We start from the raw sequence: 18975 nt of genomic DNA, 5'->3' as shown, positions 1-18975 counted from the left end.
TTTAGGAGACAGAAGCGTACCGACAGCTAGTTTAAGCGTGTTCTCTTGAGGACGGCAATTGAAAAGGGAGGATTTTCAATGCGTTTAAAACTTGCTGGAGCGACGGCCCTTGCTGCCCTGCTCGCTTCCGGTTCTGCCTTTGCTGAGCAAACCACCATTACGGTCTGGAGCTGGAACATCGCCGCATCGGCGCTGAAGTCCACAGTCGAGGGGTTCAACAAGAAATATCCTGACATCAAGGTCGAGGTTCAAGACATCGGCAACCCAGGGGTCTTCGACAAGATGCTGGCTGCCTGCGCCGCCGGCGGCGACGGCCTGCCCGACGTCATGTCGATCGAAAACCACAAGGCTTCGATCTTCTGGAACCGCTTTCCGGACTGCCTGACCGATCTCACGAAGCTCGGCTACAACGACGAGCTGAAGAAGCAGTTCCCGGATTTCAAGCGCGCCGAGCTTGAAGTCGGCGATGCCGCCTACGCCATGCCATGGGACTCCGGCCCGGTCACCATGTTCTATCGCCGCGACATGTATGAAAAGGCCGGCGTCGATCCGGCAACGATCAAGACCTGGGACGATTTCATCGCCGCCGGTAAGAAGATCTCCGCCGCCAATCCTGGTGTGGTCATGACGCAGGCCGATCTCAACGGCGACAGCGAATGGTTCCGCATGCTCGCCAACGAACAGGGTTGCGGCTATTTTTCGAGCGACAGCCAGAGCATCACCGTCAACCAACCGGCTTGCGTCAAGGCGCTGGACAAGGTGAAGGAGATCAAGGACGCGGGCCTGATGACCGCGGCGAACTGGAACGAGAAAATTCAGGCGAACACTGCAAGCAAGGTGGCATCGCAGCTCTATGGCGGCTGGTATGAAGGCACCGTCCGCTCCACCTCGCCGGACCTCGCCGGCAAATGGGGCGTCTATCCGATGCCGAGCATGACGGCTGACGGCCCGCATGCAGCCAATCTTGGCGGTTCCTCGCTCGCAATCGCCAGCGGCTCCAAGCACAAGGAAGCCGCCTGGAAATTCCTCGAATACACGCTTGGCACCAATGAGGGCCAGGTGACGATGCTGAAGTCCTTCGGTCTCGTGCCGTCGCTGTTGACGGCGGTCAAGGACCCCTTCGTCAACGAACCGCAGCCCTATTGGGGTGGGCAAAAGGTCTGGGCCGATATCCTCGCCACCCTGCCGAAGATCCACCCGAGCCCAGGTACCCAGTATTTCAGCGACGCCGATGAGATCATCAAAGCCGTTCAGACGAAATATCTTGCCGGCGGATATCCAAACGGCAAGGCTGCGCTCGACGACGCGGCCCAGCAGATCGCCTCGGCGACGGGCCTGCCGCTCGCGAAATGATTGACACCACCGGGCGTGCCTCCCAAGCCGCGCCCGGCATCCCCGCCGCTCTAGAATCAAAGAAGCAGAGCGCGGCGTCGTCCGAAAACCGCCTACACTTTTCGGCGTCACGCTTTAGAGGGCGGCGGGGATGGGATGTTACGCATCATTTTTCTGCGCATAAAGGAGAAGGCTTTCATGCGGTTGCGAAACCGGAGCGCCTATGCGTTCCTTGCACCCTATCTTCTGGTATTCGCCGCTTTCTGGGTCTGGCCGATCATCGATTCGTTTCTGATCTCGTTCCAGAATACCCGCGTTAATCCGTGGACCTTCAATCTGTCGCTCAATTGGGGGCGGCTGTTCGGTGATCCGGCATTCTACAACGCGCTTGAAAACACGTTGATAATCCTGATCGTCCAGGTGCCGGTCATGATCACGCTCGCCACGGTCATGGCGGTGCTGCTGAACTCACCGCTGTTGAAGGCCCGTGGCATTTTCCGCTTCGCTTTCTTCGCGCCCGTCGTCGTTGGAGAGGTCGCCTATGCCGCGGTCTTCCGCCTGATGTTCAACGTCGATTTCGGCATCATCAATAAGCTGCTCGGCAGTGTGAGCATCGCGCCGGTGTCGTGGTTCGCCGATTCCCACGCCGCCATGGTGCTCATCGTTATCGCCGTCACCTGGCGCTGGGCGGGTTACAACGCCATCATCATTCTGTCCGGGTTGCAATCGATCCCGGAGGATGTTTACGAGGCCGCAACCCTCGACCGCGTCAGCCGCTTCAAGCAGTTCATCCACATCACACTGCCGCTCCTGAAGCCGATCATTCTGTTCTGCGTGGTCCTGTCCGTCATCGGCACCATGCAGCTCTTCACCGAACCATATCTGATTACCAATAGAGGAGGCCCCGGCGGCGGGACGGAAACGCTCGGTCTGCTGCTCTATCGCCAGGCTTTCCAGTCGACCAACTTCGGCTATGCCTCGGCGATCGCCTATACGATGGCGGCGCTTGCGGTCGTCATCTCTCTTCTCAATCTCTGGGTGGGGCGCGAACCGAAATGAAATCAAAATCCAGATCCACTCTCATCCGCTCGATCGCCCTGCACGGCCTGCTGGCGCCGCTCGCCATCATCTGGCTGTTTCCGCTCTGGATGATGTTCGTCTTCTCCACCATGCCCGATTACGGCATTTTCAGTCCCGGCATCATCCTGACACCGTCGACTGGTTTCATGGACAACTTCCGGAACCTGCAGGCCGACACCAACTTCGTCGGCGCGATGACGATCTCCATCGTCGTTGCGGTCATCTACACCTTCCTGTCGGTGCTGCTGACATCGATGGCTGGATGGGCGCTGGCGCGCTATCAGTTCGCCGGCCGTTCGGGCGTCATCGGCATCATCCTCGGCACCATCACGCTGCCCTACTCCGTCGTCATCATTCCGCAATTCATCATGGTGGCACGCGATTTCGGGCTGGCGAACACATGGGTTGCGCTGATCGTGCCGCCGCTCTTCAACTCACTCGGCGTTCTCTTCATGCGTCAGGCTTTCTCGATGATGCCGGGCGAACTCTTTGATGCCGCCCGCGTTGAGGGCGTCAAGGAATGGCAGATCTTCCTGCGCATCGCCCTGCCGCTCGCGAGGCCGACCATGGCGGCACTCGCCATCATCCTGTTCCTGGCTTCCTGGAACAACTATCTCTGGCCGCTGCTCATCAACTCCCGGCCGGGGATGATGACAGCGCCTGTCGCGCTCGGAACGCTGATCGGCCTCACAAGGGTCTCCTGGGGCGGCATCATGGCCGGTGCCGTAATGCTGACGGCGCCGATCCTCATCATCTTCGTTCTCCTGCAACGCCACTTCATCGCCGGCATTGCCGCCGGCGCAATCAAATAATTCCGGGAGATCCGTATGGCTGAACTTTCTCTCACCAATATCGTCAAACGCTACGGTTCGCTGGAAATCATCCACGGCGCCAATCTCGATGTGAAAGACGGCGAATTCGTCGTCTTCGTCGGGCCGTCCGGATGCGGCAAGTCCACGCTTCTGCGCATGATCGCCGGGCTGGAGGATATTTCCGGCGGCGAGCTCAAGATCGGCGGCCGTGTCGTCAACGATGTGGAACCGGCCGATCGCGGCATCGCCATGGTCTTCCAGTCCTATGCCCTCTACCCGCATCTGACTGTCGAGCAGAACCTCAATTTCGGTCTGCGCATGAACGGCAACCCGAAGGCCGACACCGACCGCCGCGTCAAGCAGGCCGCCGAGATCCTGCAGATCACCGAGCTGATGCAGCGCCGGCCGAAGCAGCTTTCCGGCGGCCAGCGCCAGCGCGTCGCCATCGGCCGCGCCATCGTGCGCGAACCGCAGATCTTCCTGTTCGACGAGCCGCTGTCCAACCTCGACGCCGAACTGCGCGTGCAGATGCGTGTGGAAATCTCGCGCCTTCACAAGAAGCTCGGCACGACGATGATCTACGTCACCCACGACCAGACGGAAGCCATGACGCTTGCCGACAAGATCGTCGTGCTGCGCGGCGGCAATATCGAGCAGGTGGGCGCGCCGCTGGACCTTTACGACGACCCGGCCAACCAGTTCGTCGCAGGCTTCGTCGGCTCGCCGAAGATGAACTTCCTGCAGGCCGAAGTGGCTGACAATCAGCAGGGCCGCATCGCCGTCGTGCTCAAGGGCCAGCGCAACATCCGCCTGACATTGCCCGTCTCCTCGGCAAAGGTGGAGGTCGGCCAGCCGGTGACGCTCGGCGTCCGCCCGGAACATTTTCTCGAGACCGGACGCGGCGATGTGGACATGACCGTCGATGTCGACGTCGCAGAACATCTCGGCAATACCAGCTACATCTACGCCAATATCGAAGGCGGCGAGCAGATCGTCATCGAGCGCGAGGAATCCCGCAACACGGGCAACCGCGACAAGCTCACCGTGGCGCTCTCGGCGACAAAGACATTCCTGTTCGACAGCGCCGGCAACCGATTGCGATAGGCGCTGCCAATCCTCCCAAGACAGCATGCAGATTTAGAAAGGATCGTTCCATGACTACTGAGACACCAATCCGCTGGGGCATCATCGGCCCCGGCAGGATCGCACAGACTTTTGCCGATGGTATCGCCCATTCCCGCAGCGGCAAGCTGGTGGCCATCGCGAGCCGCAACCCGGACAAGCCGGGTCTCGGCGACGGTTTCCCGGGCGCGCGCATCGTCAACGGCTACGAAGCCCTGCTCGCCGACAAGGAAATCGACGCCGTCTATATCGCCACGCCGCATACCGGCCACGCCGAATGGGCGATCAAGGCGATCCGTGCCGGCAAGCATGTGCTCGTCGAAAAGCCGATCGCGCTTTCTGCCTTCGATGCCGAAGCTATCTATTACGAGGCCAAGAAGGCCGGTGTCTTCGCCGGCGAAGCCTTCATGTATCGCGTCCATCCGCAGACGGCGAAACTGATCGAGCTCGTCAAGAGCGGCGTGATTGGCGAGTTGCGCATCATCCGCACCTCCTTCGGTTTCAACATGGGTAAGGTCAATCCGGAACACCGGCTGTTTGCCAATGAGACTGCCGGCGGCGGCATTCTCGATGTCGGCGGCTATCCGGTCTCTATGGCCCGCCTGATTGCCGGCGCGGTCGACGGCAAGCCGTTCCTCGATCCGGAAAAGGTATCGGGCGTCGGCCATCTCGGTCAGACCGGCGTTGACGAATGGGCTTCCGCCGTCCTGAAGTTCCCGAACGACATCATTGCCGAAGTGTCCTGCTCCATCATGGCCAATCAGGACAACACGCTGCGCATCATCGGCTCCGAAGGCCGTATCGAAGTCAAGGACTTCTGGTTCGCCTCCGGTCACAAGGGCGGTGTCGGCAAGATCGACGTCATCAAGGGCGGCGAGACCCAGACGATCGAAGTCAAGGAAGATCGCTGGCTCTATTCCTTCGAAGTCGATGCGGCTGGCGATGCCATCCGCGCCGGAAACAAGGAATTCGCCTATCCCGGCATCAGCTGGGCCGATTCGATCGGCAACCTCAAGGTGCTCGACCAATGGCGCGCATCGATCGGCCTTGAATATAGCATCGAAAAGGCCGCGAAGCGGACGAAGAACATCGCCGGCGGGACCGTCACCAAGGGCAACAGCATTCCGAAGCGCAGCATTCCCGGCATCTCGAAGCCGGCATCGCTCGTAACGCTCGGCTTCGAATTTTTCCCGAATTTCGCAGCCGCCTCGCTGACGCTCGACGCCTTCTATGAAGCCGGCGGCAATGCTTTCGACACGGCCTATGTCTATGGTGGCGGCAAGACGGAGAGCATCTTCGGCGACTGGCACACCAGCCGCAACGTGCCGCGCGAGGAGATCGTGCTGATCGGCAAGGGTGCGCATTCACCACTCTGCTATCCGGATGTGATCGCCAAGCAGCTCGACCTGTCCCTCAACCGTCTAAAGACCGACTATGTCGACATCTATTTCATGCATCGCGACAATACCGACGTTCCGGTCGGCGAGTTCGTCGATGCCATGGATGCCGAGGTGAAAGCCGGCCGTATTCGCGGCATCTTCGGCGGCTCGAACTGGACGCGCGCCCGCTTCGACGAGGCGATCGCCTATGCCGAGAGGAACGGCAAGACGGCACCGGCTGCCCTTTCCAACAACTTCTCGCTGGCGGAAATGCTCGACCCGATCTGGGCCGGCTGCATCGCCGCCTCGGACGATGAGTGGAAGGCCTGGCTCAATGCCAAGCAGATCCCGAACTTCGCCTGGTCGAGCCAGGGCCGCGGCTTCTTTACGGACCGCGCCGGCCGCGACAAGCGCGACGACGAGGAATTGGTCCGCGTCTGGTATTCCGACCGCAATTTCGGCCGCCGCGATCGGGCGATCGAACTCGCGCAGAAGCTCGGCCGCAGCCCGATCCATATCGCGCTTGCCTATGTCGTCGCACAGCCCTTCCCTGTGATACCGCTGATCGGACCGCGCACGATCGCCGAGCTGGAAGACAGCCTCTCGGCGCTCGACATCAAGCTGACGCCGGAGCAGGTGAAGTGGCTCGAAGGCTGAGATAGCCTTGACGATCTCGGACGGGATTAAAACGAAAGGCCCATCCGGCTTCACGGATGGGCCTTTTCATGTCTGCCTGAATAACCGCGAAGGTCAGGCGGCAAAATCGAGTGTCTTCTCATCAGCCCCTTCGAGCCGCAGCAGATAGGCCTTGCGTTCGAGACCGCCGGCAAATCCTCGGAGATCGCCGGCCGATCCCACCACGCGATGGCAGGGTGCGATGATCGAGATCGGGTTGCGGCCATTGGCGGCACCGACGGCGCGGATCGCCTTTGCCGAGCCGATTTCGGTCGCGATCTGGCGGTAGCTGCGCGTTTCGCCAAAGGGGATGGCGAGCAGGGCCTGCCAGACCTTCTGCTGGAATTCAGTTCCGGCAAAATCGAGCGGCAGATCGAAAACCTGTCGTTCGCCGGCGAAATATTCGCGGAGCTGCCGCTCGGTTTCCAAGAGCACGGGATGGCTGTCATCTTCCGCCACGATCAGCAAGGGCACACGGCCTGGGCGATCATTGTCCCAGAGGATCGCGGCAAGCCCATCATCGCTGCCGACGAGCTTCAATGCGCCGACGGGCGAGTTCATGATCCGATAGACATACTGCTTTTCCGCATTTTTCGAGGCTTTGGTCATGCCGATATCCTTTCTTTGAATTGCGCTCATGGCATCGGGCGAGATTGCCTCTGATGGAGCGCTTATGTCCCCATTGGACCTCAAATGACCGTCGCCAACCACCCGAAAACGGACGGCAGGCAGGAAAATCCCGGCATTTTCCGATTCATGTGCTCAGCCGCAAGATGACGCAGCCACCATGTGCGCTTGGGGAATGGGCTGGAATTGTGTAGAATCACGGGGAGACAGATCGCCAGCTTGCGGAACCCGATATGACAGTTCGCCCGCCGCGCAATTTCAATCCATCGCAAACAAACGAAACCGGCCTTGGCATTCTCGAATATGAGATGATGTCGGAACGCGCCAGTACGCTCGGGCATCACGGCATGAAGGTGGAAGCGGCGCTTGCGGCCTTGCAGGAGGGCGAGGCCAAGGGCAAGCAGGGCATCGAGCACGAGCGGCTGGTGGATATTGCGGCGCAAGCCGTCTGGGCCATGTTCATCCATCGCGAGATCTGCGGCCTGCGCAACGGCCGTGACGTCATCCAGCGCTATGGCATTCCCAACAAAGTGCTTGCGCGCCTCGGGGCCAGCCCGCGGCATCCCTGATTTTCAATCTTACGACTTCAGAATCGCCTGGAAGCGCGGATCGAAGGCATGGCCGATCGGCTCTGCCGCCGCACCGCGCGCCACTGCCCAAGGATCGGTCATGCCGAGCTGCAGGCGCGGCAGCAATCGATCGGGACGATCGGCATTGGAGGGCAGGAGCGGCTGCATCGCGGCCATCAGCCTAGTTGCGAGCGCCGGGGGCGCGCCACCGCACAGAATCACGGTCTGCGGATCGAAGATGGTTTCGATGAGCTGCACGCTCCAGCGCAGGTCGATCGCCGCCCTTTCGATCCAGGCGAGAATATCAGGATCGTCGGCAGCGGCCCGTTTGTCTATCAGCGAATAGATATCCGGCGCCATCGGATCGAGGCCGAGGTGATCGTAGAGTGAAGCCAGTGATGCGCGATGCTCCAGCTGGGTCTGTTTCCCGCCTGATGTCAGCAGTGCCATGCCGATTTCGCCGGCATTGCCATGCGCACCGCTATAGAGCTCACCATCGAGGATGAGCCCGGCACCGATACCATAGCCGACATAGAGGCAGACGGCATGGTCGAGGCCATGTGCGGCGCCGACCATGCGCTCGGCGGTCGCGCAGGCGGCCGCGTCGTTCTGCAGGGTGACGTTGAGGCCAGTTCCGGCCGACAGCGTTTCCAGCAGCGGAAAGCGCTGCCAGGCGCCCATCATCCAGGGATTGTCGGCATCCTCCTGTTCGATACCAAACGGGCCTGGCATCGCGACACCGAGGCCGACGAGGCGCTTCTCCGCCTGAGCCGCTCGCTGCTTCAATTCGCTGCGCACGTCCTCCACGAGCTGCAAGACGACGGGCGTACCTGTCGCCGGTCCACCTCCCGGCAGGTTCGCTTCCTTGCAGATGAGGACATTGCCGACGAGATCGACGGCGATGGCACGGGTGATGTGGCGGTCGATCTGCAGACCGATAGCGAAAGCGCCCTCAGGCACGAGACCATACGGCGTCGAGGGTTGGCCGCGGCCGCGGCGCACGGTTTCCCTTGATGTGACGAGACCGTCGTTTTCCAGCTCCTCCATGATGTTGGAGACGGTCTGTTTCGTCAGGCGGGTGGCGCGCGCGAGATCTGCGCGGGAGAGCGCACCATTGAGCCGCAGGGCGTCGATGATCACCCGCCGGTTATGGGCGCTGGTGCCCTCGTGGTTCGTTCCGCTGGTAGCCCTGATCGGGCGAATATCGTTCATCCGCTTTTGCCCTCTTGACAGCAATAGAATATTGAAGAACAAATTAGTCAAGACAATTGACTTAAAAGAAACCACAGAGTTTCACCAGGGAACTTAAGCGACGCTCCGATCAATGTTCGGCAGCCAGCCCGGCCAATTGCCTGCTCGACAACCGATGGCGACGTCAGCCGCCTTTGGAAAATTGCGTGACTGTCAAAAACTGGAGGATGGAATGTTGAAATCATTGAACAAGACATTGCTGGGCGCAGCACTGATCGGCGTATCCTTTGCCTCGCACGCCTTTGCCGAAACCACGATCAATGCCCTCTTCATGGCGCAGGCTGCCTATAGCGAAGCCGATGTGCGCGCGATGACGGATGCCTTCTCCAAGGCCAATCCGGACATCAAGGTCAACCTCGAATTCGTCCCTTATGAAGGCCTGCACGACAAGACCGTGCTGGCGCAGGGTTCTGGCGGCGGCTACGACGTCGTGCTCTTCGACGTGATCTGGCCGGCCGAATACGCGACCAACAAGGTTCTGGTCGACGTTTCCTCGCGCATCTCCGACGAGACGAAGAAGAACGTGCTGCCGGGTGCATGGACGACGGTGCAGTATGACGGCAAGTACTACGGCATGCCGTGGATCCTCGACACCAAGTACCTGTTCTATAACAAGGAAGTCCTGGAAAAGGCCGGCATCAAGACGCCGCCGAAGACCTGGGACGAACTGAACGAACAGGCCAAGATCATCAAGGACAAGGGCCTTCTGGCAACGCCCATCGCCTGGAGCTGGTCGCAGGCAGAAGCCGCGATCTGCGACTACGCCACGCTCGTCAGCGCCTATAAAGGCGATTTCATCAAGGACGGCAAGCCGGACTTCCAGACCGGCGGCGGCCTTGATGCGCTGAAATACATGGTCACCAGCTACAAGTCCGGCCTCACCAATCCGAACTCCAAGGAATTCCTCGAGGAGGACGTCCGCAAGGTCTTCGAAAACGGCGATGCCGCCTTCGCACTGAACTGGACCTACATGTACAACATGGCGAACGACCCGAAGGACAGCAAGGTCGCGGGCAAGGTCGGCGTCGTGCCGGCACCGGGCGTTGCCGGCAAGAGCGAGGCTTCCGCCGTCAACGGCTCTATGGGCCTCGGCATCACCTCTGCCAGCAAGCATCCGGACGAAGCCTGGAAGTACATTTCCTTCATGACCTCGCAGGCAACGCAGAACCAGTATGCGAAGCTCAGCCTGCCGATCTGGGCATCGTCCTACAGTGATCCGGCCGTCACCAAGGGTCAGGAAGAACTGATCGCGGCCGCAAAGGTCGGCCTCGCTGCCATGTATCCGCGTCCGACGACGCCGAAATATCAGGAACTGTCAACCGCACTTCAGCAGGCGATCCAGGAATCGCTGCTCGGCCAGTCTTCTCCGGAAGACGCACTGAAGTCTGCTGCCGACAATAGCGGTCTCTGATAATCTCATCGGGCGGTGCCAGTCACCGCCCGCCTCTAATCTCCTCCATGAAGAATGAAAGAAGGGGCCTGCCATGTCCGGCACCTCCATGACAACTCGCGCCTGGCTTTTGATGCTGCCACTGCTTGTGGTGATGATCGCCGTCATCGGCTGGCCCCTCGTCGACACGGTCGGCCTTTCTTTCACCGATGCGAAGCTTGTGGGAACCGGCGGCAATTTCGTCGGTATCGACAATTACGCGAAGATGTTGGCGAACTCCAATTTTCAGCGCACCCTGATTACCACGGCGTGGTTCGCGATCGTCTCCGTTGCCGCCGAAATGGTGCTCGGCGTGCTGGCTGCCCTGCTGTTGAATCAGAATTTTAGGGGTCGCGGCGTGCTGCGTGCACTAATGATCCTGCCCTGGGCGTTGCCGACCGTCGTGAACGCGACGTTGTGGCGGCTGATCTACAATCCCGAATATGGCGCGCTCAACGCAGCCCTCACCCAGCTTGGCCTCATCGACGCCTACCGCTCCTGGCTCGGCGAACCGGGCACGGCGCTGACGGCACTCATCGTCGCCGACTGCTGGAAGAATTTCCCACTGGTGGCGCTCATTGCACTTGCCGCCCTGCAGGCGGTACCGCGCGATATCACCGCCGCGTCGCTGGTCGATGGCGCCGGCCCCTTCAAGCGCTTCCGCTTCGTCATCCTTCCCTATCTTGTGGGACCGCTGATGGTGGCGCTGGTGCTGCGCACCATTGAGGCTTTCAAGGTCTTCGATATCATCTGGGTGATGACACGCGGTGGGCCGGCAAACAGCACGCGCACTCTATCGATCCTCGTCTATCAGGAAGCCTTTTCCTTCCAGCGAGCGGGGTCGGGCGCATCGCTTGCCCTCATCGTCACGCTGCTGGTCACGCTGCTTGCCGCCGCCTATGCCGCCCTTGTCCGCAAAACCGCAGGGAGTGCCGCCTGATGGAACGCCAGAGCCCGCTCTTCACCTGCTTCATCTATGTCTGCGCCATCCTGCTCGCCGTCGTGATCCTGGCGCCAATCGCCTGGCTCTTCATCATGAGCATTTCGCCGGCTGCCGATCTCGCCGCCAAGCCGCTGCGCTGGTGGCCGCAGACGGCGGACTTCTCGCGCTATAAGCTGCTGCTGTCGACGCTGGAAAACAGTGAGGGTGCCGCCTTCACCTCATCGCTGCGCAACAGCATCGAGGTGGCCGGCATGGCGACCATCGCAGCCATTGCGCTCGCCATTCCTGCCGGCTGGGCCGTATCGCGCACGCCATCTGTCGGATGGTCGCTTTCTATGGTCATCGCCACCTATATGCTGCCGCCGGTGGCGCTTGCCGTGCCGCTCTATATGGGGCTTGCCCATCTCGGCATGCTCAACAACGTTTTCGGCCTGGCGCTTGTTTATCTGACGATTCTCGCGCCATTCACGACCTGGCTGATGAAATCCGGCTTCGATTCCATTCCGAAGGAGATCGAGGCTGCGGCAATGATCGATGGCGCCGGGCTGTTCCAGACGCTGCGAATCATCACGCTGCCGCTTGCCATGCCCGTGATGGCGACTTCGGCGCTTTTTGCCTTCCTGCTTGCCTGGGATGAATTCTTCTACGCGCTGCTCTTCACGTCAGACCAGCGCGCCAAGACCCTCACCGTCGCCATCGCGGATCTCGCCGGCGGTCGTGTCTCGGATTACGGACTGATCGCGACTGCCGGCGTGCTAGCCGCCCTGCCCCCGGTGCTGATCGGCCTTGTCATGCAACGTGCCCTTATCTCGGGCCTGACCAATGGCGGCGTAAAGGGATGACCATGACCACAGAGAAAACCCGCCCCGAAGGCCTTGCCGCCATCGACCACGAAATGGCGCGCCAGCATAGCGATGCGCTTGCCTCCTTCGAGGCTGCCGCCGACATGGCCGCCAAGGCCGCCGCCTCGCTGAAACGCACCGGCAGGCTGCTGCTGCTCGGCATGGGCGGTTTCCACGCGGTCAATCGCGCCGTCGAGCCGCTCTATCGCGCCGCCGGCATCGATGCGATCGCCCTGCCGCTTTCCGAACAGCTCGGCCAGCCGCTATCGCTGGAGGGCCGTACGATCTTCATGACATCGCAATCCGGCGAAAGCGCCGAAGTGCTGCGCTGGTTCAACGAGACGGGCGGCACTGCCGAGACCTTCGGCCTGACACTGGAGAGTAGCTCCTTCCTCGCCAAGACCGCGCCTTCTCTTGTCGGCGCCGGCGGCACGGAGCTTGCCTTTGCCGCTACACGCAGCCTCACGGTCACCTTCGCGCTGCATCTGGCTGTATTCGCCGCCCTCGGTCAGGATCCGGCGCCTGCGTTTTCCGTGCTTCGCGCGCCCGAAACGCTCGATATCAAGCCGGCGCTTGCGGCTCTCGCCAATGTGGCGACGGTTGTAACCTCCGGTCGGCGTCTACAAGGTATTGCCGAGGCTCTGGCGCTCGGACTTACCGAACTTTCGCGCCGCCCGTGCTTCTCGCTCGAAGGCGGCCAGCTGCGTCACGGTCCGATGGAAATGCTTGGCGCCTCGATCGGCGTGGTGCTGTTCCGCGGCAATGATGCGACCGCCGGTCTCGTGACGGCCATGGCCGCTTCCGCCGTCGAGACGGGTGCCCCAGTGATCATCTTCGACGGCTCCGGGGAAGAACCGGTTCCCGGTTGCGTCACCCTGCGCTTCAAGCCGGAAACCGGTCTTGCGGCCATCTTCCAGATGCTGCCTGTCGCCCAGTCGCTGATGATCGCCTTTGCCGACGAGCGGGTGGAGAATGCCGGCACGCCGGTGCGCTCCACCAAGATCACCCGGAGCGAATGAATGAAGCCGCTTTCAGTCATCGGCAACGTCAATATCGACCTGATCCTCGGGCCGGCAGCGCCGTGGCCGAAGGCCGGCACGGAGATCATTGTCGATCACGACGAGCTGCGCGTCGGCGGCCAGGCCGGCAATAGCGCGCTTGCCTGGGAGGGCCTCGGCGTCGATTACGAGATCGCGGCTAATGTCGGCAGCGATCAGTTCGGGCGCTGGCTTAGCGAAGCGTTCGGCGCGCGCAGCAGCAAGTGGCCCGTGCGACCGGAGGGCACGACGCTCTCGGTCGGCATTACCCATCCCGATGGCGAGCGCACCTTCTTCACCACGCGCGGCCACCTGCCACGCTTCAATCTCGATGACGTGTTTGCGGTTCTCGATGGCCAGAAGCTTGCCGGCGGCTATGCACTGCTCTGCGGCGCCTTTCTGACCGAAGATCTTACACGCGACTATGACGCGCTGTTCAACTGGGCCGACAAGCATGGAATCACAGTCGCGCTCGATACCGGTTGGCCGCTCGACGGCTGGACCAAGGAGAATTGCAATGCCACGCGGCGTTGGCTCTCCCGCTGCGGAATCGCGCTGATGAACGAAGTTGAAACGACGACCTTAGCCGGCATAGATGATCCCGCGGAGGCTGCGCGCGCGCTCCATGCACTGATGCCAGAAGGCGCGATCTTCGTCGTCAAGCGCGGTCCGGACGGCGCGATCGCCGTCGATGCCGACGGCGTGCTGGCTTCGGCCGCAGCACCAAAGGTCACCGTCGTCGACACGATCGGCGCCGGCGATGTCTTCAATGCCGGCTTCCTGGCCGCCCTTGCCCGCGGCGAGCCGCTTGCGGCCTGCCTTTCGGCCGGGACCGCGGTCGCGTCCCGCGCCATTTCCACATTGCCGCGCAGCTACGGCCCGGCTCAAGCATCCGAGGAGGCCGTTCAATGAGCGCGCTCGAAATCCAGAACATCCGCAAGAGCTACGGCGAAGTGGAGACGCTGAAAGGCATCGATATTTCGCTTGAAAGCGGCGAATTCCTGGTGCTGCTCGGCTCGTCTGGCTGCGGCAAGTCCACGCTTTTGAACATCATCGCCGGGCTCGCCGAGGCGACCAGCGGCGATATCCGCATTGGCGAACGTTCCGTGCTCGGTGTGCATCCGAAGGACCGCGACATCGCCATGGTGTTCCAGTCCTATGCGCTCTATCCGAACCTCTCGGTCCATCGCAACATCGGCTTCGGGCTGGAGATGCGCAAGGTGCCTGCGGCGGAACGCGACAAGGCAGTGCGCGAGGCGGCGAAGCTCTTGCAGATCGAGGCGCTGCTGGAGCGCAAGCCAAGCCAGCTTTCCGGCGGCCAGCGCCAGCGTGTGGCGATCGGCCGTGCCCTGGTGCGCAAGCCGGAAGTCTTCCTCTTCGACGAGCCGCTCTCCAACCTCGACGCCAAGCTGCGCATGGAGATGCGCACCGAGCTGAAGCGCCTGCACCAGATGCTGAAGACCACCGTCGTCTACGTGACGCACGACCAGATCGAAGCGATGACACTCGCAACCCGCATCGCCGTGATGCGGGACGGACGGATCGGACAGCTCGGCACGCCGGACGAAATCTACAATCATCCGGCAACACTCTATGTCGCGACCTTCGTCGGCGCGCCGCCGATGAACCTTTTGAACGCGACTGCCGATCAAGGTTTGCTGCGCATCGACGGAACATCGATCACGCTGCCGATGCCGGCGACGAAAGCTGGGATCAGCCAAGGACAGCAGCTGGTGATCGGTATCCGGCCGGAAACGCTGCGCCTCGAGGAAAGCGGCAAGCTTGAGGCCATCTGCGAGGTCGCGGAACTCACAGGCCCCGAGCTCATCGTGACGGCGCAAACCGGTTCGCAGCGGCTGATGGCCTGCCTGCCGCCGCGCACCGCGATTGCCGAAGGGCAGACGCTCAAGCTCGCCTTCGATGCCAGCGCGCTGCATCTCTTCGATCGCGCCACCGGCCAGCGTTGCGAGTAGACCTTTCGAATACAGATAATGGTCGCCGAGGATGGCGCCCGCGATCTCGGAGATGGTGCGATGGGGATTCCTATCATCAGCAGCATGGAAGGAGGCGGCATTGCGCATATCATGCCGATCTGCCCCATTTCGTCCGACATTTCGCGACGGTAGCCCTCAGGGCCGGACAGCATTCCATCCTTAAGGAATAATTAAGAAACCCTGCTCAACCCTATAAAAATATTCAATAATTTTTCAATATTTTCGAATCCTGCAATGTACCCGCAATTCTCACCGGCAAAATGACCAGCATCTCCTGACGTTGATCCGCTCTCAAGACGGACAGCACCGGAGAACAGCAGGAACCGATGTCCGGTTCTCCAACGCAAACAGAGACCTTGCGAGCGCCCAGGGATGGTGCACGGGTTTCGTATGGAGTTAGCAATGTCGCTCAGCGCAAAATCTATTCTGTTCGCGGCTCTGGCCATGACGGCCGCGTCCAACGCTTCCGCAGCCGATCTCACTACCTATCAGGCCCCGGATGCCGGCTATGACCGGCCGCCGGCTTTCCAGTGGAGCGGCGCCTATTTCGGCGCTCATGGCGGTATCGCCTCGCCGAAATTCAACCCTTTCGCCAGCGGCAAGGGCCTGACCGGTGGCGTGCAAGCCGGCTACAATTTCCAGGTGGGGCCAGGCATCGTCGGCGCCGAGCTGGAGGGCTCATACCTCGGAAACAACGAGATACGCGTACCAAATGGCAAGGTGGAAGAGCGCTTCCGGGGTGCTGCCAAGGCGAAGGCCGGTCTGACCTTCGATCGCACGCTCGTCTATGGCACGGCGGGTCTGACGATGACGAAGTTCGAAGGCGGCAGGGGCGTTTCCACCTCCGGCAGCTGGAAGCAGGGCTATCTCGTCGGCGGTGGCGTCGAACAGGGCTTCGGCGGCGGGCTGTCGGCCAAGATCGAATACAACTACGTCATGACCAACGACGTCTCCACGACGACATCGAGCGGTAAGTCGAAGACCGATCTGCGTGACCATGTCATCAAGGCCGGCCTGAACTATCGCTTCTGATCGCCGATTTGCAGAGGTCGGCACGCCTTTTCAAGCCAGGACGTGCCCGACGGAGAGCGGCGGAGGATGGTTGATCAAACCCCGAATCGGTCCCTTCGCCGCTCTTATTCATGAAAATCAGCCGCTTCATTCGCACGCAATCGAACCAGTCATAGTCACTGCGTCTCGCATGATCGGCGGCCTTGCCGTTGCTCGAAAGTTGACCAACAATGCTGGTGAAGAAGCACAGCGGAACGATGACCGCTCCGCCGAAGGATCGGCAGTATGAGAAACCGAGCCCCCTGGTTCCATGTCAAAGCATACGGCTACGGAGCCGGCCTGCCTTGCCGTTGGCAGGGTTGGATCGCGCTTGTTATCTATGCGCTGGTGCTGATGGCCATTATCTTCGTCGGTGGACCTCATGCGGATAGTCATCCAATCGGCTATGCCGCGGCAATCATCTTCCCGACTGCATTGCTGATTTCCGTTGCCTGGTGGAAAAGCGATGCCCCATGGCGTTGGCGATGGGGCAAAATTGACAAACCAGGCCGGGATTGAGTTGACCCCTTGCGAGCAGCGGAATCATCCGACTTCCACAAGGCAGCCAGAGGGGTTTATTCGCATTCGAGCGAAGGTTGGCGAAAACTCGTCACATACCAATCGGAACCGGAGCCTCGGGTATAGAAGGTGTAGAAACATTCCGTATGCTCGACATAGCCCGGCGTTTCGGTAACTTCATAACGCTTGCCGCGACGCGTATCCCGGATTTCGCCGCTGGATTGGCCTGGCACCACCTGCGTCTTCTGCTTGCGCCACTGATAGGCACGCGCACCCGGCCCCAGATCATAGACATTATCCGGCGGACCGTAATCCAGCATCACGCTGCTGATCGGCGCGCCAATATAGCTCTTCATGATCTGCGAGGCACAGGCCGACAGGATCAGGAGGACTGCAAGCGCAACAATCCCGTAAGGGAGCCGCTTCATGCGAATGGCAATCATTAGAACGTCCTTTGCAACTGAAGGGAGATGCAAGGCAGGGGTACGTCTCAGGGATTACGGCAGCATTGCGCTTTGCCGCATCAGCCGCTTTTTGTCGGGCGCCCAAGGATCTGGCGGATGCCTTCCTTGCGGAAAGGCTGCGCCAGTTGGCCGAGAAAGCTTTTCGCGATCTCGCCGCGAATGCCGATATCCGTCGAAGATGGTCGATCGGGATTGAAATAGGTGCCGAACAGCAGATCGAAGAACACGACATTTTCGCCGTAGTTCGTATTGCCCTCGCGCATATCTTTGGAATGATGCCAGCGATGCAGACGCGGCGTGCTGAAGATATAATCGAAGGCACCGGTTCGCATATCGACGTTGCAGTGGGTGAGAATGCCCACGAATGCCGTGACCGCGCCAAGCCACCAAAAGACCTGCAGCGGAGCTCCCATCAGATAGAGCGGAAGCTGGCTGAGGGCGACCTTGAACAGCGAATCGGCGATGTGGAAACGTCCTGTGTTGACGACCCATAGCCTGATAACGCTATGATGCAACGCATGAAAGCGCCAGAAGAACAGCCGTTCATGAGCGATCCGGTGCGACCAGTAGAGGCCGAATTCCGCGATGACAACAGCCATTGCTATCTGAAAAGGCATCGGCAGCCCTGTCGGCCACAGATCGAACCGGGCGCCGGCGAACGGTTGCAGCACCATCGCCGCAAACATCGGGAAAACAGCGCCAGCTAGCGCAAACAGCTGCACCAACCCCTTGGTCAGCAGCGTATGGGCGATATTATTTGCCGTTTCGCCATCCGGGAGCAGCCAGCGCCGTTCATAGGGGATATAGCGTTCGAGCAGCAGGAGCAGGAGCACCTCGCCGGCATAGACAAGCGCAAAACCAAGCATCGGCCGTTCGCTCTCGAAGGCGAAGTGGGTGAGAATGAGGCCCGAGAAGAACACCAAAGGCCAGGACGACAGTGAGAGGACTGTTTTCACTGCGAATCCAGCCAATCCAGCAGCTCCCGGCAGGATCGGGGTCGGCCATCGTTAAAACGCCCGTTCGTACATGGATTGATAGAGGATCGCCGTGCACGGCTGTATTCTGCTTCCGGCCAGTCGCGCCATCGATCATGCCGCCAGGCACGCCGCAACTCCTCGCAACTGTGTGCCCGACCATCGCTCACGCGACCATCGGTACATGGGTCATATCTATATGAGTCATATCGATATTGAACGAGGAGAGGGTACCGATTGCCGCGCTCCGAACCGCGTTCGGCGGCCGATAGACAGGAGCTGTCGAGTGCCAGCATACAGGCCACAAGAAGAAAAAAACGCATAGCCACCCGCCTTTGATTGGTCTGATGCACGGATGGTCTGCGAAGCAGATTACGGGAGCATTGCGTTATTTCGGAAAAAGTGCAGCAGGCCGAGGATGTGCGCTTGGCCCAGAGGTTTATGTCTTTGCGCCATTGCTATTATGTGTATTGGGGAACGCTTGGTTCCGTGTTGCTGCATTGTTTGGGTTGTTGCGTGGGGCTTGCTGTTGGTTTGGAGGCATGAGGCGTTGGCAAGACGCAAAAAGCCCGCGGGAAGCGGGCGTTGTGGGTAATATTGGTTGCGGGGGCAGGATTTGAACCTGCGGCCTTCAGGTTATGAGCCTGACGAGCTACCGGGCTGCTCCACCCCGCGCCATCGCAAACCGCTGCGCGGTTTGTCGCGAGTAGCAAGCCGGCGGAGCCGACTTGCGTCATCCACGTAAACCGCGGAGCGGTTTATCGTGTGTTTCCAGCGTAAACCCGAGGGGTTTATCGCGTGTTAGGTGGGCACCTTTTGGAGCGCACCTGCTTTCGAGATGCCTGTTATTCCAGGTTCTCGAAGAAGAAGTCGTTA

18 protein-coding genes and 1 tRNA gene are annotated in these 18975 nt (G+C 60.7%); 14 read left to right on the top strand and 5 right to left on the bottom strand.

Annotation, left to right across the window (positions count from 1 at the left end; translation table 11 throughout):
- The first annotated feature begins 78 nt into the window (after nt 1–78).
- From AC13QY_RS30495 to AC13QY_RS30475, 5 genes are all read left to right on the top strand, one after another.
- Nucleotides 79–1353 carry an ABC transporter substrate-binding protein gene (locus tag AC13QY_RS30495; RefSeq protein ID WP_488494416.1) on the top strand — a complete coding sequence of 425 codons (1275 nt, stop codon included), beginning with the start codon at nt 79–81 and terminating at the stop codon, nt 1351–1353.
- 177 nt (nt 1354–1530) lie between these two features.
- A complete protein-coding gene (locus tag AC13QY_RS30490) occupies nt 1531–2391 on the top strand; it encodes a carbohydrate ABC transporter permease (protein ID WP_113389945.1) in 861 nt (286 codons plus the stop codon).
- Nucleotides 2388–3224 (top strand): carbohydrate ABC transporter permease, encoded by an 837-nt coding sequence (locus AC13QY_RS30485; RefSeq protein WP_069615353.1) that lies wholly within the window; start codon nt 2388–2390, stop codon nt 3222–3224. Before AC13QY_RS30490 ends, AC13QY_RS30485 begins: the two co-directional genes overlap by 4 nt.
- A 15-nt stretch (nt 3225–3239) precedes the next feature.
- Nucleotides 3240–4328, top strand: a complete 1089-nt coding sequence (locus tag AC13QY_RS30480) for an ABC transporter ATP-binding protein (protein WP_488494415.1) — start codon at nt 3240–3242, stop codon at nt 4326–4328.
- A gap of 50 nt (nt 4329–4378) precedes the next feature.
- The gene (locus AC13QY_RS30475) at nt 4379–6382 is read left to right on the top strand and encodes an aldo/keto reductase (protein ID WP_488494414.1); all 2004 of its coding nucleotides are present in this window, start codon (nt 4379–4381) and stop codon (nt 6380–6382) included.
- Nucleotides 6383–6475: 93 nt separating this feature from the next.
- On the opposite strand, the gene AC13QY_RS30470 is transcribed toward AC13QY_RS30475, so the two are convergent.
- A complete protein-coding gene (locus tag AC13QY_RS30470) occupies nt 6476–7009 on the bottom strand; it encodes a methylated-DNA--[protein]-cysteine S-methyltransferase (protein ID WP_488494413.1) in 534 nt (177 codons plus the stop codon).
- A 251-nt stretch (nt 7010–7260) separates the two neighbouring features.
- On the opposite strand from AC13QY_RS30470, the gene AC13QY_RS30465 reads away from it, so the two are divergent.
- On the top strand, nt 7261–7596 hold the full coding sequence (locus AC13QY_RS30465; RefSeq protein WP_488494412.1) for a DUF6665 family protein: 336 nt from the start codon (nt 7261–7263) through the stop codon (nt 7594–7596).
- Nucleotides 7597–7605: 9 nt separating this feature from the next.
- On the opposite strand, the gene AC13QY_RS30460 is transcribed toward AC13QY_RS30465, so the two are convergent.
- Nucleotides 7606–8808, bottom strand: coding sequence for an ROK family transcriptional regulator (locus AC13QY_RS30460; RefSeq protein ID WP_488494411.1), 1203 nt, complete (start codon nt 8806–8808; stop codon nt 7606–7608).
- A 211-nt stretch (nt 8809–9019) separates the two neighbouring features.
- Here AC13QY_RS30460 and AC13QY_RS30455 point away from each other — a divergent pair, with 211 nt between their 5' ends.
- From AC13QY_RS30455 to AC13QY_RS30420, 8 genes are all read left to right on the top strand, one after another.
- Nucleotides 9020–10258: an extracellular solute-binding protein gene (locus AC13QY_RS30455; protein WP_488494410.1), complete on the top strand. Its 1239-nt coding sequence runs from the start codon at nt 9020–9022 to the stop codon at nt 10256–10258.
- A gap of 73 nt (nt 10259–10331) precedes the next feature.
- The gene (locus AC13QY_RS30450) at nt 10332–11216 is read left to right on the top strand and encodes a carbohydrate ABC transporter permease (protein ID WP_069615347.1); all 885 of its coding nucleotides are present in this window, start codon (nt 10332–10334) and stop codon (nt 11214–11216) included.
- Nucleotides 11216–12061, top strand: a complete 846-nt coding sequence (locus tag AC13QY_RS30445) for a carbohydrate ABC transporter permease (protein WP_113332426.1) — start codon at nt 11216–11218, stop codon at nt 12059–12061. Before AC13QY_RS30450 ends, AC13QY_RS30445 begins: the two co-directional genes overlap by 1 nt.
- Nucleotides 12058–13080: an SIS domain-containing protein gene (locus AC13QY_RS30440; protein ID WP_488494409.1), complete on the top strand. Its 1023-nt coding sequence runs from the start codon at nt 12058–12060 to the stop codon at nt 13078–13080. The genes AC13QY_RS30445 and AC13QY_RS30440 overlap by 4 nt, the downstream gene beginning before the upstream one ends.
- Nucleotides 13081–14010, top strand: a complete 930-nt coding sequence (locus AC13QY_RS30435) for a PfkB family carbohydrate kinase (RefSeq protein WP_488494408.1) — start codon at nt 13081–13083, stop codon at nt 14008–14010.
- Nucleotides 14007–15071, top strand: a complete 1065-nt coding sequence (locus AC13QY_RS30430; RefSeq protein WP_488494407.1) for an ABC transporter ATP-binding protein — start codon at nt 14007–14009, stop codon at nt 15069–15071. The genes AC13QY_RS30435 and AC13QY_RS30430 overlap by 4 nt, the downstream gene beginning before the upstream one ends.
- A gap of 423 nt (nt 15072–15494) precedes the next feature.
- Nucleotides 15495–16124: an outer membrane protein gene (locus AC13QY_RS30425; RefSeq protein ID WP_488494406.1), complete on the top strand. Its 630-nt coding sequence runs from the start codon at nt 15495–15497 to the stop codon at nt 16122–16124.
- Between the two features lie 264 nt (nt 16125–16388).
- Nucleotides 16389–16661: a hypothetical protein gene (locus tag AC13QY_RS30420; RefSeq protein WP_113332431.1), complete on the top strand. Its 273-nt coding sequence runs from the start codon at nt 16389–16391 to the stop codon at nt 16659–16661.
- A 56-nt stretch (nt 16662–16717) separates the two neighbouring features.
- Here the strand turns inward: AC13QY_RS30420 and AC13QY_RS30415 are convergent, their stop codons facing one another.
- The 3 genes from AC13QY_RS30415 to AC13QY_RS30405 form a co-directional block, all read right to left on the bottom strand.
- Nucleotides 16718–17104: a hypothetical protein gene (locus AC13QY_RS30415; protein ID WP_488494405.1), complete on the bottom strand. Its 387-nt coding sequence runs from the start codon at nt 17102–17104 to the stop codon at nt 16718–16720.
- A gap of 80 nt (nt 17105–17184) precedes the next feature.
- Nucleotides 17185–18081, bottom strand: coding sequence for an ornithine lipid hydroxylase OlsE (olsE, locus tag AC13QY_RS30410; protein ID WP_488494404.1), 897 nt, complete (start codon nt 18079–18081; stop codon nt 17185–17187).
- A gap of 616 nt (nt 18082–18697) precedes the next feature.
- A tRNA-Met gene (locus AC13QY_RS30405) sits at nt 18698–18774 on the bottom strand.
- Nucleotides 18775–18975: the final 201 nt, after the last annotated feature.

It is taken from the genome of Martinezella sp. CNPSo 3795, from assembly GCF_057784475.1.
The sequence above is the reverse complement of the archived record's forward strand: the minus strand, read 5'-3'. Positions and strand labels throughout refer to the sequence as shown.

Coding starts and splice junctions, on each gene's coding strand:
- AC13QY_RS30435 (WP_488494408.1), top strand. CDS start 13,081: ATGAAGCCGCTTTCAGTCATCGGCAACGTCAATATCGACCTGATCCTC.
- AC13QY_RS30495 (WP_488494416.1), top strand. CDS start 79: ATGCGTTTAAAACTTGCTGGAGCGACGGCCCTTGCTGCCCTGCTCGCT.
- AC13QY_RS30485 (WP_069615353.1), top strand. CDS start 2,388: ATGAAATCAAAATCCAGATCCACTCTCATCCGCTCGATCGCCCTGCAC.
- AC13QY_RS30420 (WP_113332431.1), top strand. CDS start 16,389: ATGAGAAACCGAGCCCCCTGGTTCCATGTCAAAGCATACGGCTACGGA.
- AC13QY_RS30475 (WP_488494414.1), top strand. CDS start 4,379: ATGACTACTGAGACACCAATCCGCTGGGGCATCATCGGCCCCGGCAGG.
- AC13QY_RS30440 (WP_488494409.1), top strand. CDS start 12,058: ATGACCATGACCACAGAGAAAACCCGCCCCGAAGGCCTTGCCGCCATC.
- AC13QY_RS30490 (WP_113389945.1), top strand. CDS start 1,531: ATGCGGTTGCGAAACCGGAGCGCCTATGCGTTCCTTGCACCCTATCTT.
- AC13QY_RS30415 (WP_488494405.1), bottom strand. CDS start 17,104: ATGATTGCCATTCGCATGAAGCGGCTCCCTTACGGGATTGTTGCGCTT.
- AC13QY_RS30425 (WP_488494406.1), top strand. CDS start 15,495: ATGTCGCTCAGCGCAAAATCTATTCTGTTCGCGGCTCTGGCCATGACG.
- AC13QY_RS30480 (WP_488494415.1), top strand. CDS start 3,240: ATGGCTGAACTTTCTCTCACCAATATCGTCAAACGCTACGGTTCGCTG.
- AC13QY_RS30460 (WP_488494411.1), bottom strand. CDS start 8,808: ATGAACGATATTCGCCCGATCAGGGCTACCAGCGGAACGAACCACGAG.
- AC13QY_RS30450 (WP_069615347.1), top strand. CDS start 10,332: ATGTCCGGCACCTCCATGACAACTCGCGCCTGGCTTTTGATGCTGCCA.
- AC13QY_RS30430 (WP_488494407.1), top strand. CDS start 14,007: ATGAGCGCGCTCGAAATCCAGAACATCCGCAAGAGCTACGGCGAAGTG.
- AC13QY_RS30470 (WP_488494413.1), bottom strand. CDS start 7,009: ATGACCAAAGCCTCGAAAAATGCGGAAAAGCAGTATGTCTATCGGATC.
- AC13QY_RS30465 (WP_488494412.1), top strand. CDS start 7,261: ATGACAGTTCGCCCGCCGCGCAATTTCAATCCATCGCAAACAAACGAA.
- AC13QY_RS30445 (WP_113332426.1), top strand. CDS start 11,216: ATGGAACGCCAGAGCCCGCTCTTCACCTGCTTCATCTATGTCTGCGCC.
- AC13QY_RS30455 (WP_488494410.1), top strand. CDS start 9,020: ATGTTGAAATCATTGAACAAGACATTGCTGGGCGCAGCACTGATCGGC.